At 61.8% G+C, this 15,398-nt stretch carries 14 protein-coding genes; 9 read left to right on the top strand and 5 right to left on the bottom strand.

Features of this window, described 5'->3' with window-relative positions:
- Nucleotides 1-124 precede the first annotated feature (124 nt).
- On the top strand, nucleotides 125-673 hold the full coding sequence (locus ABTV29_RS08655; protein ID WP_433771795.1) for an RNA polymerase factor sigma-70: 549 nt from the start codon (nucleotides 125-127) through the stop codon (nucleotides 671-673).
- A gap of 155 nt (nucleotides 674-828) precedes the next feature.
- Here ABTV29_RS08655 and ABTV29_RS08650 read toward each other — a convergent pair whose 3' ends face one another.
- The 3 genes from ABTV29_RS08650 to ABTV29_RS08640 all read right to left on the bottom strand — a co-directional run bounded on the left by ABTV29_RS08650 (nucleotide 829) and on the right by ABTV29_RS08640 (nucleotide 3,576).
- The gene (locus ABTV29_RS08650) at nucleotides 829-1,842 is read right to left on the bottom strand and encodes a GNAT family N-acetyltransferase (RefSeq protein ID WP_433769676.1); all 1,014 of its coding nucleotides are present in this window, start codon (nucleotides 1,840-1,842) and stop codon (nucleotides 829-831) included.
- 213 nt (nucleotides 1,843-2,055) lie between these two features.
- Nucleotides 2,056-2,859: a substrate-binding periplasmic protein gene (locus ABTV29_RS08645; RefSeq protein WP_433769675.1), complete on the bottom strand. Its 804-nt coding sequence runs from the start codon at nucleotides 2,857-2,859 to the stop codon at nucleotides 2,056-2,058.
- Nucleotides 2,860-2,949: 90 nt separating this feature from the next.
- Nucleotides 2,950-3,576 (bottom strand): TetR/AcrR family transcriptional regulator, encoded by a 627-nt coding sequence (locus tag ABTV29_RS08640; protein WP_433769674.1) that lies wholly within the window; start codon nucleotides 3,574-3,576, stop codon nucleotides 2,950-2,952.
- Nucleotides 3,577-3,754: 178 nt separating this feature from the next.
- Between ABTV29_RS08640 and ABTV29_RS08635 the strand changes: the two genes are divergently transcribed.
- The 8 genes from ABTV29_RS08635 (at nucleotide 3,755) to ABTV29_RS08600 (ending at nucleotide 13,199) form a co-directional block, all read left to right on the top strand.
- Nucleotides 3,755-5,557, top strand: coding sequence for an acyclic terpene utilization AtuA family protein (locus ABTV29_RS08635; RefSeq protein WP_433769673.1), 1,803 nt, complete (start codon nucleotides 3,755-3,757; stop codon nucleotides 5,555-5,557).
- Between the two features lie 12 nt (nucleotides 5,558-5,569).
- Entirely contained in the window at nucleotides 5,570-6,439 is an 870-nt protein-coding gene (locus tag ABTV29_RS08630; RefSeq protein WP_433769672.1) for an SDR family oxidoreductase, read from the top strand.
- A 3-nt stretch (nucleotides 6,440-6,442) separates the two neighbouring features.
- Nucleotides 6,443-8,059, top strand: a complete 1,617-nt coding sequence (atuC, locus tag ABTV29_RS08625) for a geranyl-CoA carboxylase subunit beta (RefSeq protein WP_433769671.1) — start codon at nucleotides 6,443-6,445, stop codon at nucleotides 8,057-8,059.
- A gap of 134 nt (nucleotides 8,060-8,193) precedes the next feature.
- The gene (atuD, locus tag ABTV29_RS08620; protein ID WP_433769670.1) at nucleotides 8,194-9,351 is read left to right on the top strand and encodes a citronellyl-CoA dehydrogenase; all 1,158 of its coding nucleotides are present in this window, start codon (nucleotides 8,194-8,196) and stop codon (nucleotides 9,349-9,351) included.
- Nucleotides 9,348-10,145, top strand: coding sequence for an enoyl-CoA hydratase/isomerase family protein (locus ABTV29_RS08615; RefSeq protein ID WP_433769669.1), 798 nt, complete (start codon nucleotides 9,348-9,350; stop codon nucleotides 10,143-10,145). Before atuD ends, ABTV29_RS08615 begins: the two co-directional genes overlap by 4 nt.
- 123 nt (nucleotides 10,146-10,268) lie before the next feature.
- Nucleotides 10,269-12,230 carry an acetyl/propionyl/methylcrotonyl-CoA carboxylase subunit alpha gene (locus tag ABTV29_RS08610; protein WP_433769668.1) on the top strand — a complete coding sequence of 654 codons (1,962 nt, stop codon included), beginning with the start codon at nucleotides 10,269-10,271 and terminating at the stop codon, nucleotides 12,228-12,230.
- A gap of 71 nt (nucleotides 12,231-12,301) precedes the next feature.
- Nucleotides 12,302-12,853, top strand: coding sequence for an exonuclease domain-containing protein (locus ABTV29_RS08605; protein ID WP_433769667.1), 552 nt, complete (start codon nucleotides 12,302-12,304; stop codon nucleotides 12,851-12,853).
- A 61-nt stretch (nucleotides 12,854-12,914) separates the two neighbouring features.
- Nucleotides 12,915-13,199, top strand: a complete 285-nt coding sequence (locus tag ABTV29_RS08600; RefSeq protein WP_110964144.1) for a pyrimidine/purine nucleoside phosphorylase — start codon at nucleotides 12,915-12,917, stop codon at nucleotides 13,197-13,199.
- Nucleotides 13,200-13,268: 69 nt separating this feature from the next.
- Here ABTV29_RS08600 and ABTV29_RS08595 read toward each other — a convergent pair whose 3' ends face one another.
- Nucleotides 13,269-14,075 (bottom strand): MOSC domain-containing protein, encoded by an 807-nt coding sequence (locus ABTV29_RS08595; protein ID WP_433769666.1) that lies wholly within the window; start codon nucleotides 14,073-14,075, stop codon nucleotides 13,269-13,271.
- Nucleotides 14,076-14,258: 183 nt separating this feature from the next.
- Nucleotides 14,259-15,194, bottom strand: a complete 936-nt coding sequence (locus tag ABTV29_RS08590; protein ID WP_110964146.1) for a chemotaxis protein CheV — start codon at nucleotides 15,192-15,194, stop codon at nucleotides 14,259-14,261.
- Between the last annotated feature and the right edge of the window lie 204 nt (nucleotides 15,195-15,398).

The following is a 15,398-nucleotide window of genomic DNA, read 5'->3' as shown; positions in this document are numbered from 1 at the left end:
CTCTTTCTCAATTGACAATCATTATCATTAAGCCTAATTTGTCGCTCGATGTGACGGACGGCCCGGCCTTCTCGCCGTCCGACCAACCAATTTGGCAAGGGTGATTTCCATGACGGAGCTTTCCATGACGGAACGGGCGTCCACAAGCAGGTGCGATTTGCCGCTACTTCAGACATTCGTCGACAATCGACTGATTCTGGTCAAGATTGCAGCGCGCATCACCGGCTGTCGCTCGCGTGCCGAAGACGTGGTGCAGGACGCTTTTTTCCGCCTGCAATCGGCGCCGCAGATCACCTCCTCGTTCAAGGCCCAGCTCAGCTATCTGTTCCAGATCGTGCGTAACCTGGCGATCGATCACTACCGCAAGCAGGCACTGGAACTGAAGTATTCGGGGCCGGAAGAGGAAGGCTTGAACGTGGTGATTCAGGGGGCGTCACCGGAAACGTCGCACATCAATTTCTCCACTCTGGAACACATCGCCGACGCCCTCAGCGAGCTGCCGAGCCGGACCCGCTACGCCTTCGAGATGTACCGCCTGCATGGCGTGCCGCAGAAGGACATCGCCAAGGAACTCGGCGTCTCGCCGACCCTGGTGAACTTCATGATTCGCGATGCGCTGGTGCATTGCCGCAAGGTGTCGGGCAGTCGTGCGGATGCCGCAGCCCGCCGGTAGGATCTGACACTTCATCGCCCCCAATCGCGAGCAAGCTCGCTCCCACATTTGATCTGTGTGGTTCACAAATTGTGTGCCCACAGGAGATTCAATGTGGGAGCGAGCCTGCTCGCGATGACGGACTCAAGATCAACAAAGACCTTGAGTCCCAAGCATCAAGCCAACCCGCACCGCTCAAAAAACCGCTCACGCCCCAGCACCATCAACGCCGCACGCTTGTGCGGAAAGTCGAACTCTTTCTCGCAGTGAAAACGCTGCCCCTGCATGTAGCCGATCATCTTCGCGTTGTCGGCGCGAGGCTCGGCGACCACTCGCTGAGTGCGCGGGTCGTCGAGAAACAGGTAATGGGTCAATGCCGACAACCAGCTCGCCACCTTGTGCGGGCCGCGGTGGTTTTCCTCACCGACCAGCATGTGAATGCCACGGTCGTAATCGGCGACGTCGTAGAAAGGTGAAATCCGGTCCTCCTTGGCCCAGTAGGCTTCGAAGTAGGCGAAGGGTTGATCGTCGAAACAACCGATCAGCGTCAGGGTGTGAGGATCGGCCTGGAGTTTGCCCAGGTACTCGCGGTGCTGTTCGAGGCTGCCCTCCTCCTGCCAGAAACTCGCGACCCGCGGGTTGTTCTGCCAGCGATTGAAGCGCGCCAGATCGAGGTCGATATCCAGCGTGCGCAAGGAAACCCACATCCCCAGGCGTGTATCGAAACGCCGATACACCTCACCCTGCGGCTTGATCGGCCGCAGCGGATGACGCTTGCCACCGGTGATGACCATCTGCTGTGGATAACACGCGGTCAACGATTGCCCCGACCAGGGCTGCGGCAACTGCCAGAACAGCGCACGCTCGCAACGATATTCACCAGGCAATTGCGTGGGGATCAGCAAGCCGCCGAGCAGGGATTCGGTCGGTGCTTCAGCCAACTGCAAGTTCAGCTGCTGGCAGGCCGGGTCGCGGGCGAACAGCCAATAACAGGCTGCCCAAATGCCCTGGCCGGAAGGGGGATCGCTGGCTTCTTCCAGTTGCAGTTGCCATTCGGGATCACGGGTCACGCGCAGCTGGATCAGCGGTTGATCATCAAGGCTGAGGCTCAGGCGGCTTGCGCTTTGATCGGCTACAAGACGGTGGCCTGTGGGTAAGTCGAGAGTCGTCAGGTCATTCGGATTGGACATGGATGGGGCTCACGATAATCGTCGACAGTTCAACGATGGGACGTGAGCCGGGGCAAGAAATTTAAGAGAAACCGAGCGAGGCATTGCGCCTCGATTCCCTTGTGGGAGCGAGCCTGCTCGCGATTGGCGTCAACGATAACGCGCCCTTTCTGAAGAACCGCGTTGTTCTGGCGTTTTTCGCGAGCAGGCTCGCTCCCACATTAATTGGATCGATCAATGCGGGACCGGCACGACCGCGATCTTGTACGGATCGAAAATCTTCAGCATCTGGCCGTTGTCCCGCAGCCCTTGCAGCAGGTGCCCGAAGGCCTCGCCCGAGATCGGCGAGGCGGGACGCAGGATGGCGTAGTGGTGATAAACCTGATCGATGCGATCGGACACCAGCAACTCGTCAGCGACCTTCAGGTTGCGCAGAAAGTAGTCGCTCAGGTAGGAGCGCGTGACCAGGGCGATGTCGGCGCGACCGCGCAGCACCATCAACAGGTTGCTGTCATGGGAGTAGGTCAGCGTGGCGTTGTAGGTGGTGGCGAGGTATTTGGGGTCGGCGTTGAAGTGGGCGAACTCATAGTGATAGCCACTGAACAGCGCCAGACGCTTGCCCGTCAGGTCAGCGAAATAGTCCTGCTGGCGCGCCGGCTGGTTTTCGGGCCGGCGTTGCGCGACGAAAATCTCGGCGTCTTCCAGGCCCATGTCGACGTCGGTGTGGGGGATATCCTTCCAGCCCCAGGCAGGGTTTTCGAAGATCGCCATGTCAATCCGGCCCTGTTTGAAATCACCAAAACGCCGGGGGATGGAGGTAGGCACCAGCACGAATTGATAGTCGCTTTGCGAGGTATTGAGCGCCTCCACCAGTTGCGGCAGCAGGCCAGTGTCGGCACCGTTTTCCGGGCGCACGGTATAGGGGGGAAAATGCGCGGCGCCGATGCGCACCAGTTGCGCAGCCTGGGATGGCAACACCCATGACGCCGCAAGCAGCGCCAGCAAAAGACCCGAAGCCGTCCGAATTGGCGAAGACATCAAAACTACTCACTCCCCAAATACTGCGTCGTTGCATTCAAGCTAGGCGGTTTCGCCCAGTTAGCCAGTTTCCTGCCCATCGACACGCAGTTATTGTTTTTCCTCCAGCACCAGAATCAGCGCCTCGTCGGCCAGCTGATCCAGGCTCATGCTGCCACCGGCGCGAAACCAGGTAGTGGTCCAGGACAGCGCCCCGGTGAGGAAGCGCCGGGTGATGAACACATCACCGCGGATGAAACCGGCACTCTTGGCCTCGCCCAGCACCTGCAGCCAGATGTCTTCATAGATATCGCGCAAGGCCAGGACTTTTTCTTGGCCATCTTCGGACAGCGAACGCCATTCGTAGACCAGCACTGCCATGGCCTCGCCGCTGCCACCCATGATCGACTGCAATTCGCAGCGGATCAGCGCCAATACCCGCTCGCGCACGCTCTCGGCTTCGGCGATGGCCGCACGCATCAGCGCGGTGTTGTAGCGAATGGTCTCTTCCATCACCGCACGCAGGATTTCGTCCTTGCTCTTGAAGTGGTGGAAGATGCTGCCCGACTGAATGCCCACGGCGCCGGCCAGATCACGCACGGTGGTGCGCTCGTAGCCTTTGTTACGAAACAGGTGGGCGGCCACTTGCAGCAGCTTGCCACGGGCGCTGTCCGGATCGGTCAACTGGCCGTTGTCGACCAATTCGCGCATGACCCTCAGGGCTTTTTGCTCGTCCACCCGTTCTCTCCTACAGTCGATCCATCACCAACGCCGATCACCGCTAAAACAGCGGACTTGCGCGGGCAATTTAAGCTGGCATTGGCAACCAAGCAAGCGCTCGGGCAGAAAGTATTTCCAACGTTTACAAACCAAGCGCTTGCTTGGTAGTCTCGAAACACTTCTGTCGGAGAGGGTTATGGAATTGACTGCGCCCAAAACCATTCGCATCGGTTGCGCCAGCGCGTTCTGGGGCGACACCTCGACCGCCGCCGCGCAACTGGTGGACGGCGGACGCCTGGACTACCTGGTGTTCGATTATCTGGCGGAAATCACCCTGTCGATCATGGCCGGTGCGCGGATGAAAGATCCCCAGGCCGGTTATGCCAGCGACTTCGTCGAAGTCCTGAGCCCCCTGCTCGTCCAGCTCGCCGAGCAAAAGATCCGCGTGATCAGCAATGCCGGCGGGGTCAACCCACAGGCCTGCGCCGCCGCCCTGCAAGCGGCCTGCGACAAGGCCGGAGTCGCCCTGAAGATCGCCGTGCTGCTGGGCGATGACCTGCAACCGCAGTTCAAACAGCTGAGTACCCGTGGGATTCATGAAATGTTCAGCGGCGCGCCCCTGCCGCCCATGTGCGTCTCGACCAACGCCTACCTCGGCGCGCCAGGCATCGTCCAGGCCCTGCACCTGGGTGCCGACATCGTGATTACCGGGCGCGTGGTCGACAGCGCCGTGGTCAGCGCCGCGCTGGTACATGAGTTCGGCTGGTCCTGGCATGACTACGACAAGCTGGCCCAGGCGGCGCTGGCCGGCCATATCATCGAATGCGGCGCGCAATGCACCGGGGGCAATTTCACCGACTGGCGCGATGTGCCCGACTACGAACACATCGGTTTCCCCATCGTCGAAGTCAGCGCCGACAGCCAGTTCGTCGTCAGCAAGCCCGAAGGTTCCGGCGGCCTGGTCACGCCGCTGACCGTGGGCGAACAAATGCTCTATGAAATCGGCGATCCACGGGCCTATCTGCTGCCCGATGTGGTCTGCGATTTCACCCAGGTCAAGCTGGTGCCCCAGGGTAAAAACGCGGTGCGGGTGCACGGTGCCAGAGGCTTGCCGCCGACCGATCAATACAAGGTCAGCGCAACCTTTCCCGATGGCTTCAAATGCACCGCCAGTTGCTTGATCGCCGGCATCGATGCGGTGGACAAGGCCCGCCGCGTCAGCCAGGCGATCATCAACAAGACCTCGGAACTCTTCACCCGCAACGGTTGGGCGCCCTATACCGATGTGAGCATCGAACTGCTGGGCAGCGAGGCCACCTATGGCCCTCATGGCCAGCGCCAGGACAGCCGCGAAGTGGTCATCAAGCTGGCGGTGCGGCATCCGGACAAGCGGGCACTGGTGCTGTTCTCCCGGGAAATCGCCCAGGCCGCCACCGGCATGGCGCCGGGGCTGACCGGGATTGTCGGCGGGCGGCCGACGGTGTATCCGCTGATCCGCCTGTTCTCGTTCCTCATCGACAAAAACGCCTGCGCGTTGGACATTGATATCAACGGCCAGCGCTTCCCCTGCGCCCTGCCTGCCGTCGATGCGCTCGATCCCGACGACCTGCCCGCTCCCGTCGATCCCCCCAAACCCACCGAGCGCGCCGATGCCAGTGTCGCGCTGATCAAGCTCGCGGTGGCCCGTTCCGGCGACAAGGGCAACCACAGCAACATCGGGGTCATGGCCCGCGAGCCCGAATTCCTGCCGTGGATCGCCGAGGCGCTGACACCGGCAGTGATCGTCGACTGGATGAGCCACGTCCTCGACCCTGTGTTCGGGCGCGTCGAGCGCTGGTATTTGCCCGCCACCCACAGCCTGAACTTCCTGCTGGAAAACGCCCTGGGCGGCGGCGGTGTCGCCAGCCTGCGCATCGACCCGCAGGGCAAGGCCTTCGCCCAGCAGTTGCTGGAAATCCAGATTCCGGTGCCCCAGCGCATCGCCGACCAGGTCAACTAGAGGACTGCCGTCATGGCCTACGATTCGATTTTCAAAGCCGATCTGTTCGCCGGTCAAACGATCATCGTCACCGGTGGCGGCAGTGGCATAGGCCGCTGCACCGCCCACGAACTGGCGGCCCTCGGCGCCCATGTGATCCTGTTGGGACGCAAGGCCGACAAGTTGAAAACCGTCGCTGCCGAAATTGCCGAAGACGGTGGCAAGGCCGACTGGAGTACCTGCGATATCCGCGATGAAGAGGCGGTGACGCACCTGGTCGGCGAACTGGTGCGCAAGTACGGGCCGATTCATGGCCTGGTCAACAACGCCGGCGGGCAGTACCCGTCACCATTGGCCTCGATCAACCAGAAGGGTTTTGAAACCGTGGTGCGCACCAACCTGGTGGGCGGTTTCCTCATGGCCCGGGAAGTGTTCAACCAGTCCATGAGCAAGCACGGCGGCGCCATCGTCAACATGCTCGCTGACATGTGGAGCGGTATGCCCGGCATGGGTCACTCCGGTGCTGCGCGTTCGGGCATGGACAACCTGACCAAGACCGCCGCCTTCGAATGGGGTTACGCCGGGGTGCGGGTGAACGCCGTGGCGCCGGGCTGGGTCGCCTCCAGCGGCATGGACACCTACGAAGGCGCCTTTAAGGCGGTGATCCCGACCTTGCGCGAGCATGTGCCGCTCAAGCGCATCGGCACCGAATCGGAAGTCAGCGCGGCGATTGTTTTCCTGCTCAGCCCGGCAGCGGCCTTCATCAGCGGCAGCACCTTGCGCATCGATGGCGCCGCCAGCCTCGGCGGGCGGGCGTGGCCGATTCACAAGGCGACCAACAGCGTGTCGTACAACGGCTTCCACCGTGCGTACCTTCCTGAAGTGCTCAAGGACAAGGAATAACCCATGCCGGTGATTCAGTCGCAACTCGATCCCCACAGCGAACAGTTCGCCCGCAATCGGGAGGCGATGCTGTCCGCGATCGAACAGGTCCAGGCACTTGAACAGAACCTGCTGGACAAGGCCGCCGAAGCCAAAGGCAAATTCGATAAGCGCGGGCAGTTGCTGCCTCGCGAACGCCTCAATCTGCTGCTGGACCCTGGCGCACCGTTCCTCGAACTGGCCAGCCTGGCCGGCTACAAACTGCACGACGACAAGGACGGCAGTTCCGCCGGCGGCGGGCTGATCGCCGGGATCGGCTACGTGTCCGGAGTGCGGGCGCTGATCGTGGCGAACAACAGCGCGATCAAGGGCGGGACCATTTCCCCCAGCGGCCTGAAAAAGTCCCTGCGACTGCAACAGATCGCCATGGAAAACAAACTGCCGGTGATCACCCTCGCCGAAAGCGGTGGCGCCAACCTCAACTACGCGGCGGAGATTTTCGTCGAAGGCGCGCGCAGCTTTGCCAATCAGGCGCGGATGTCGGCCATGGGCCTGCCGCAGATTACCGTGGTGCATGGCTCGGCCACGGCGGGCGGCGCTTATCAGCCGGGGCTGTCGGACTACGTGGTGGTGGTGCGCGGCAAGGCCAAATTGTTCCTCGCCGGCCCCCCATTGCTCAAGGCGGCCACCGGCGAAATCGCCACGGATGAAGAACTCGGTGGCGCCGAGATGCACGCGCAGCTCGCCGGCACCGCCGAGTACCTGGCCGAAAACGATGCCGATGGTGTGCGTCAGGTGCGCGAGATCGTCAGCCTGCTGTCCTGGAACGAGCAGTTGCCGCCGGTGGCCCAGGCGCAATGGCAAGATCCCCTCTACCCCGTCGATGAACTGCTGGGGCTGATCCCGGACGATCCGAAAAAACCCTATGACGTGCGGGAAATCATCGCCCGTATCGCCGACGGCTCGAACTTTCTCGACTTCAAGAACGAGTTCGATCAACAGACCGTTTGTGGTCACCTGAAAATCCACGGACGCACCTGCGGCTTCATCGGCAACAACGGCCCGATCACGCCCAAGGGCGCGAGCAAGGCGGCACAGTTCATTCAACTGTGCGACCAGAGCCAGACCCCGTTGCTGTTTTTCCACAACACCACCGGTTTCATGGTCGGCACCGAATCGGAACAGCAAGGTGTGATCAAGCACGGCGCCAAGATGATCCAGGCGGTGGCCAATGCCCGGGTGCCGAAACTCACCATTGTCGTCGGCGGCTCCTATGGCGCCGGCAATTACGCGATGTGCGGCCGTGGCCTCGACCCGCGCTTCATCTTCGCCTGGCCCAACAGCCGCACCGCGGTGATGGGCGGTGCCCAGGCCGGCAAGGTGCTGCGCATTGTCACCGAGGCCAAACAGGCCAAGGACGGCCTGGTGCCCGACCCGAAAATGCTCGACATGCTGGAACAGGTCACCGCGCAGAAACTCGATGCCCAATCCACCGCGCTCTACGGCAGCGCCAACCTGTGGGACGACGGCCTGATCGATCCGCGCGATACCCGGACCCTGCTCGGTTACCTGCTGGATATCTGTCACGAGGCCGAGGTGCGGCCGCTGCAAGCCAACAGTTTTGGTGTAGCGCGTTTTTAGTTTGATCGTTCCCACGCTCTGCGTGGGAATGCAGCCCGGGACGCTTTGCGTCCCAAAAGCGGACGCAGAGCGTCCATTGAGGCATTCCCACGCAGAGCGTGGGAACGAGCGGGTTCGTCAGGAGAACAATAAAAATGATCTTCACCCAGGAACACGAAGCACTGCGCCGCACCGTCCGCCAATTCGTCGATCACGAGATCAATCCTCATGTCGAAGAATGGGAAAAGGCCGGGCGCTTTCCGATCCACGAGATTTTCCGCAAAGCCGGCGAGCTGGGTCTGCTGGGTATTTCCAAACCGGAAAAATTCGGCGGCATGGGCCTGGACTACAGCTACTCGATCGTCGCCGCCGAAGAGTTCGGCACCATTCATTGCGGCGGCATCCCGATGTCCATCGGCGTGCAGACCGACATGTGCACCCCGGCCCTGGCACGCTTCGGCTCCGATGAATTGCGCGACGAGTTCCTGCGTCCGGCGATCACTGGCGAGCAGGTCGGCTGCATCGGCGTCTCCGAAGTGGGTGCCGGTTCCGACGTGGCCGGGTTGAAAACCACCGCGCGCAAGGACGGCGACGACTACGTGATCAACGGCAGCAAGATGTGGATCACCAACTCGCCCAGTGCCGACTTCATCTGCCTGCTGGCCAACACCTCCGACGACAAGCCGCACATCAACAAGTCGCTGATCATGGTGCCGATGAACACACCGGGCATCAGCCTCAGCTCGCACCTGGACAAGCTCGGCATGCGCAGTTCTGAAACCGCCCAGGTGTTTTTCGACAACGTGCGCGTGCCGCAGCGCAACCGCATCGGCCATGAAGGCGCGGGGTTCATGATGCAGATGCTGCAGTTCCAGGAAGAACGCCTGTTCGGCGCGGCGAACATGATCAAGGGCCTGGAATATTGCGTCGACAGCACCATCGAGTACTGCAAGGAGCGCAAGACCTTCGGCAGCGCGCTGATCGACAACCAGGTCATTCACTTCCGCCTGGCCGAGTTGCAGACCGAAATCGAATGCCTGCGCGCGCTGGTCTATCAGGCCACCGAGCAATACGTCAAAGGCCAGGACGTCACCCGCCTGGCCTCCATGGCCAAGCTCAAGGCCGGTCGGCTGGGTCGCGAAGTGACCGACAGTTGCCTGCAATACTGGGGCGGCATGGGTTTCATGTGGGACAACCCGGTGGCCCGCGCCTACCGTGATGTGAGGCTGGTGTCGATCGGCGGCGGTGCCGACGAAATCATGCTGGGGATCATCTGCAAACTCATGGGCATCCTGCCGGGGAAAAGGAAATGAGCAGCCTGCCGGTTTGCCAGACCTTGCTGCTGGAGCCGCACAACGGCGTGCTGCACATCACCCTCAATCGCCCGCAAAGCCGCAACGCGATGAGCCTGGAGATGGTCGGCGAACTGCGCGCGGTGCTGGCGGCGGTGCGTGATGACCGCGCTGTTCGCGCGCTGGTGATCAGCGGTGCCGACGGCCACTTCTGTGCGGGCGGCGACATCAAGGACATGGCCAACGCCCGCGCCCAGGGCGCGACGGCGTACCGCGAATTGAACCGTGCGTTCGGCGCCCTGCTGGAAGAAACCCAGCACGCGCCGCAAGTGGTGATCACTGTGCTGCAGGGCGCGGTGCTGGGCGGCGGCTTTGGCCTGGCCTGCGTCAGTGATATCGCCCTTGCCGATCATCAGGCGCAATTCGGCCTGCCGGAAACCAGTCTCGGCCTGTTGCCGGCGCAGATCGCGCCGTTCGTGGTCCAGCGCATCGGCCTGACCCAGGCCCGGCGCCTGGCCCTGACGGCGGCCCGCTTCGATGGCACTCAGGCGCGGCGAATGGGTCTGGTGCACTTCGTCGAACATGATCCGCAAGCATTGGCCGAGCGCCTCGATGAGGTGCTGGCCCATGTGCTGTGTTGTGCGCCGCAAGCGAATGCGGCGACCAAGAAATTGCTGTTGGCCAGTGCGGTACAGCCGTCGGGTGAGTTGCTGGATCAAGCGGCTGAGTGGTTCAGCGAAGCGGTGACCGGGGCTGAGGGTGTCGAGGGGACCATGGCCTTTGTGCAAAAAAGAAAACCGGGGTGGGCTCCATAAAAGCATCGCGAGCAGGCTCGCTCCCACAGAGGTCTGTGCCGTTCACAAAACCTGTGGGAGCGAGCCTGCTCGCGATGAGGCCTTCACCTTCACCTTCACCGCAAAATACCAGGGGAACAACCCATGCCCGGCTTCAGCAAAATCCTCATCGCCAACCGCGGTGAAATCGCCTGCCGCATCCAGCGCACCGCCCAGGCCCTGGGCTATCGCACCGTCGCCGTGTTCAGCGACGCCGATGCCGATGCGCTGCATGTGCAAATGGCCGACGAAGCCGTGCACATCGGCACCTCGGCGGTGCAACAGTCTTACCTGAACATCCCGGCGATCATCGACGCGGCTCGCCGCACAGGCGCCGACGCGATCCATCCGGGCTATGGCTTTCTCTCGGAAAACGCCGATTTCGCCCGCGCTTGCCAGGCTGCCGGCATCACCTTCATCGGTCCCGGTGCCGAAGCCATCGAATTGATGGGCAGCAAACGCCTGTCGAAAATCGCCATGATCGACGCCGGCGTGCCGTGCATCCGCGGTTATCAGGGCGCCGAACAGGACGACGCGACGCTCAGCCGGGAGGCCGGGCGCATCGGCTATCCGCTGATGATCAAGGCCAGTGCCGGCGGTGGCGGGCGCGGCATGCGCCTGGTGCACGATGCCGCTGACTTGCTGGAACAGATCCGCACCGCACGTTCCGAAGCCCTGCACGGTTTTGGCAGCGACGAACTGATCCTTGAGCAGGCATTGATCGAACCGAGGCATGTCGAGGTTCAACTGTTTGGCGACCAACACGGCAATCTGATCTACCTCGGCGAGCGCGATTGTTCGATCCAGCGCCGCCATCAGAAAGTCATCGAGGAAGCGCCCTGCCCGGTCATGACCGAGGCGTTGCGCCAGGCCATGGGTGAAGCGGCACTCAAGGCCGGTCGTGCGGTGAACTATGTCGGCGCCGGCACCGTGGAATTCCTGCTGGATGCCCGCGGCGAGTTTTACTTCCTGGAGATGAACACCCGCCTGCAGGTAGAGCACCCGGTGACCGAACTGATCACCGGCCTGGACCTGGTGGCCTGGCAGTTGAACATTGCCGAAGGGCAACCGCTGCCGCTGCGTCAGGAGCAGGTACAACTCAACGGGCATGCCATGGAAGTGCGCCTGTATGCCGAAGACCCGGCCCGGGGTTTCCTGCCTCAGACCGGGCGCATCGACGCCTGGGAACCTGCGCTGAACAACGGCGTGCGGATCGACCATGGCCTGATCGAAGGCTCAGTTGTCAGCCCGTTCTACGACCCGATGCTGGGCAAGCTGATTGCTCACGGCGCCACCCGCGAAGAGGCCCGGCGCAAGTTGCTGCGAGCCGTAGAGGACAGCGTGTTGCTGGGGGTGCAGAGCAATCAGCGTCTGCTCGCCAGCCTGTTGCAGCACCCACAATTCATCGACGGACAATTCAGCACCGCGTTCATCGCACAACACTTCGCCGACCATCCCTGCCTGCATCCACATGTACCCAGCGCGGAAGAACTGGCGATTGCCGCCGCCCTGCTCTACCAGGCATCGGCTCAGGCACATCGCGGCCCGCTGGCCGGTTGGCGCAACAACGCCAGCGTGCCGTTGCACTACCGCCTTGGGCTGGATGATCAGCAATGGTCGGTGTCGTTGCATGCGGTGCCCGGCGAAGCCTACAGGATTGGGGTCGACAGCCGCAGCCTTGAGCTGAAGATCATCGATTGCGATGGACACCATGCAACCCTGGAAATCGACGGCATCAGGCAACGCCATGCCTTCCGCCTGCAGGCCGGGCAAGTTTGCCTGTTTACCCGCCCGGGAAGCTTGTGCCTGGAAGATCGCACCCAGGTGCTGGTCAGCAGCCAGGCCGGTGTCAGCAGCGGCACCCTCAAGGCGCCGATGGACGGGGCGATCGTCGATGTGCTGGTCAACGAGGGCAGCGCGGTCAGCAAGGGGCAATTGCTGGTGGTGCTGGAGGCGATGAAAATGGAGCATCCGCTGAAGGCGGGCATCGACGGCGTCCTCAAGCGCTTGCAGGTGCAGGTCGGCGATCAGGTCAAGAGCCGGCAGATTTTGCTGGAGGTCGAATAAGCCGCTGGGCGGAACCGCCGGGTTTGGCTACGCTCAAACCCATCAAGACGCGGATACCGGGAAACCCTGCAATGCCTCACTGGCTGGTCATTGATCTGGAAGCCACCACCGATGAGGGTGGCTGGCCTGTCACGGAAATGGAAATCATCGAGATCGGTGCCACCCTGGTGGACCGCAAAGGCCGCGAAGTCGACCACTTCCAGTGCTTTGTGCGGCCATTGCGAAGGCCACTGCTGACGCCCTTTTGCCGGGCCCTGACTCACATCTCCCAGGCCGATGTCGATTCGGCGCAGACACTGAGCGAAATCTGGCCTTCGTTCGAACAGTGGCTCGGGCAGCATCCTTCACCACTGGAAGGCTGGGTCAGCTGGGGCGACTACGATCGCAAGCAGCTCATTCAGGAATGGCAGCAACTGCAACTCGACAGCCTGCTGAGCCGCACACCGCACATCAACCTCAAACAGCGCTTCGCCAAGGCTCGCCGCCTGGACCGCCCGCTGGGACTCAATGGCGCGCTGCAACTGGCCGGCCTGCAATTCAGCGGGCAGCAGCACCGGGCGCTGGAGGATGCGCGCAATACGGCTCGTCTGCTGCCGCAGATTCTCCCCCCTTTGGAGAGGTGACGACGCCGCCCCCCTTGTGCATACTGGCCGGCCCTTTTTAGCCCTTTTCGAGGAATCGCCCATGTTTAAAGTCAACGAGTACTTCGACGGCACCGTCAAGTCGATCGCCTTTGGCACCGCTGAAGGTCCGGCGACCATCGGCGTCATGGCTCCGGGCGAATATGAATTCGGCACCAGCCAGCGTGAAATCATGCACGTGGTGTCCGGCGCCCTGACCGTCAAGCTGCCGGAAAGCAGCGATTGGCAAACCTTCGCCGCCGGCAGCCAGTTCAACGTGCCAGCCAACAGCAAGTTCCAGCTGAAAGTCGCCGTCGATACCGCTTACCTGTGCGAATACCGCGGCTAAAACCCCGGGTTTTCATGGCGTAAAAAAATGCCCGTGTCCAAGGACACGGGCATTTTGTTTCAAGGGCATTTATTCCAGTACGGTCACCGGCATGCCTACTTCGAGCCGGCCGCTGCCATCGTTGACCAGGTTCTGCCCGAACATCGCGCCATCGGCCTCGGCACGGTACTTCTGCAAGGTAGCCAGGGGTTCGCGATCGGCGCTACGCTCACCGGTTTGCGGGTCGATGGTGGTGAGGATGCAACGCGAGCAGGACTTGACCACCCGAAACTCGACCTCGCCGATGCGAATGCGCTTCCAGCTGTCCTCGGCAAAGGCTTCACTGCCCTCGATCACCAGGTTCGGCCTGAAACGCAGCATTTCCAGCGGGCGACCGACCCGTTGCGACAGATCCTCCAGGGACGCCTGGCCGATCAGCAGCAGCGGGAAACCATCGGCAAACGCCACCTGATCGTCGTCCTTGCCGAAGCCCGCCTCAGTGGTGCGGGCACGTTCCAGCGGAATCTGCACCAGCCGCGTAGGCTTGCCGATGAACTGGCTGACCCAGGCAGCGGCGGCATCGCCAGCATCCGGAACCCGCAAGGTGTCACGCCAGATGGTCACGCCGCGAAGCTCGGCCTCATTGCCGGGCAAGGCGATATCGATCGCTGAGTGGCCAGGGGCCTGGAGGGTCAAGCCGCCCTCGGCATTCCACAACGCCGACAGCTGGCTCATCTGCGCCACCGCCCGCTGGGTCAGGAAGCGCCCGCTGGCCTCGTCCACCAGCATCCAGCGTCGATCGCCGTCCAGCCCCAGTTTGTCGAGGCCGATCTGCTGCAAAGCCTCGCCCTTGCCGGATTTCAACGGATAACGATAAAGCGCGCTCAGACGCAGCATGGCCAGCTCCCTGAAGGACAAAAAAGCCACCCTATACGAGCTTTAACGCCGAATCAAAGAGCAAAAACCGTGGGAGCGAGCCTGCTCGCGAAGAACGTCCGAACAACACGGGCTTTCAAGTGGCCCGAGTTATCGTTGACGACCATCGCGAGCAGGCTCGCTCCCACAGGGATCACATCACTCTCAGGCGGGCACAGCGTCCAGCATCAGACGCTGACGCACCACATCCACCAGTTTGTCCGGCTGGAATTTGGAGAGGAAGTTGTCGCAGCCGACCTTCTTGACCATCGAGTCGTTGAAACTGCCGGACAAGGAGGTGTGCAGCACCACGTAAAGGCCACGCAGGCGTGGATCGTTGCGGATTTCCGTGGTCAGGCGATAGCCGTCCATTTCCGGCATTTCCGCATCGGTAAACACCATCAGCAGTTTTTCGGTCATGTCGACGCCGCTGTCTGCCCAGGCCTTGAGCATGTTCAGCGCCTTCAAACCATCGCTGGCGATGTGCATTTTCACGCCCAGCTGACCCAGGGTATCGCGCAGTTGCGCCAGTGCCACATTGGAGTCATCCACCAGCAGTACTTCACGGCCACGGGCACGTTCGAGCACCGGGTCGGCCAGTTTTTCGCGGGACACCTTGGCGTTGTAAGGCACGATCTCCGCCAGGACTTTTTCCACGTCGATGATTTCCACCAACTGGTCGTCGACCTTGCTGATGGCGGTCAGGTAGTGCTGGCGACCGGCGCTGCCCGGTGGCGGCAGAATCGCTTCCCAGTTCATGTTGACGATACGGTCCACGCCACCGACCAGGAACGCCTGCACGGAACGGTTGTACTCGGTGACGATTATTGTGCTGTTCGGGCCCGGTACCAGCGGGCGCATGCCGATGGCCTGGGACAAGTCGATCACCGGCAGCGTCTGGCCGCGCAGGTTGACCACACCGCAGACAAACGGGTGACGTTGCGGCATCAGGGTCAGTTTTGGCAGCTGCAGGACTTCCTGCACTTTGAACACGTTGATTGCGAACAATTGGCGTCCGGCCAGGCGAAACATGAGAATTTCCAGACGATTCTCACCCACCAGTTGCGTACGTTGGTCTACCGTATCAAGAATGCCGGCCATCAATGACTCCTGGGCTTTGTACTGATGAATTCACGAATAGGAGGTTATCGGCTGTAATCGCAAGACCTTGACCCCGTTCAAAATGCCATGTCCAAACGTTGATGTCACATTAACATCATGCTTTACTGGCGTTGTGATTTCATCTGCTACATTATCTGCGACGCGACCATAGTTTGCGCAATAGGTTCCGCTGCGTAAGGGATT

It is taken from the genome of Pseudomonas putida (assembly GCF_050989985.1).
Classification (GTDB): domain Bacteria; phylum Pseudomonadota; class Gammaproteobacteria; order Pseudomonadales; family Pseudomonadaceae; genus Aquipseudomonas; species Aquipseudomonas putida_AI.
The sequence above is the reverse complement of the archived record's forward strand: the minus strand, read 5'-3'. Positions and strand labels throughout refer to the sequence as shown.

Coding starts and splice junctions, on each gene's coding strand:
- ABTV29_RS08655 (WP_433771795.1), top strand. CDS start 125: ATGACGGAACGGGCGTCCACAAGCAGGTGCGATTTGCCGCTACTTCAG.
- ABTV29_RS08650 (WP_433769676.1), bottom strand. CDS start 1,842: ATGTCCAATCCGAATGACCTGACGACTCTCGACTTACCCACAGGCCAC.
- ABTV29_RS08645 (WP_433769675.1), bottom strand. CDS start 2,859: ATGTCTTCGCCAATTCGGACGGCTTCGGGTCTTTTGCTGGCGCTGCTT.
- ABTV29_RS08635 (WP_433769673.1), top strand. CDS start 3,755: ATGGAATTGACTGCGCCCAAAACCATTCGCATCGGTTGCGCCAGCGCG.
- ABTV29_RS08630 (WP_433769672.1), top strand. CDS start 5,570: ATGGCCTACGATTCGATTTTCAAAGCCGATCTGTTCGCCGGTCAAACG.
- atuC (WP_433769671.1), top strand. CDS start 6,443: ATGCCGGTGATTCAGTCGCAACTCGATCCCCACAGCGAACAGTTCGCC.
- atuD (WP_433769670.1), top strand. CDS start 8,194: ATGATCTTCACCCAGGAACACGAAGCACTGCGCCGCACCGTCCGCCAA.
- ABTV29_RS08615 (WP_433769669.1), top strand. CDS start 9,348: ATGAGCAGCCTGCCGGTTTGCCAGACCTTGCTGCTGGAGCCGCACAAC.
- ABTV29_RS08610 (WP_433769668.1), top strand. CDS start 10,269: ATGCCCGGCTTCAGCAAAATCCTCATCGCCAACCGCGGTGAAATCGCC.
- ABTV29_RS08605 (WP_433769667.1), top strand. CDS start 12,302: ATGCCTCACTGGCTGGTCATTGATCTGGAAGCCACCACCGATGAGGGT.
- ABTV29_RS08600 (WP_110964144.1), top strand. CDS start 12,915: ATGTTTAAAGTCAACGAGTACTTCGACGGCACCGTCAAGTCGATCGCC.
- ABTV29_RS08595 (WP_433769666.1), bottom strand. CDS start 14,075: ATGCTGCGTCTGAGCGCGCTTTATCGTTATCCGTTGAAATCCGGCAAG.
- ABTV29_RS08590 (WP_110964146.1), bottom strand. CDS start 15,194: ATGGCCGGCATTCTTGATACGGTAGACCAACGTACGCAACTGGTGGGT.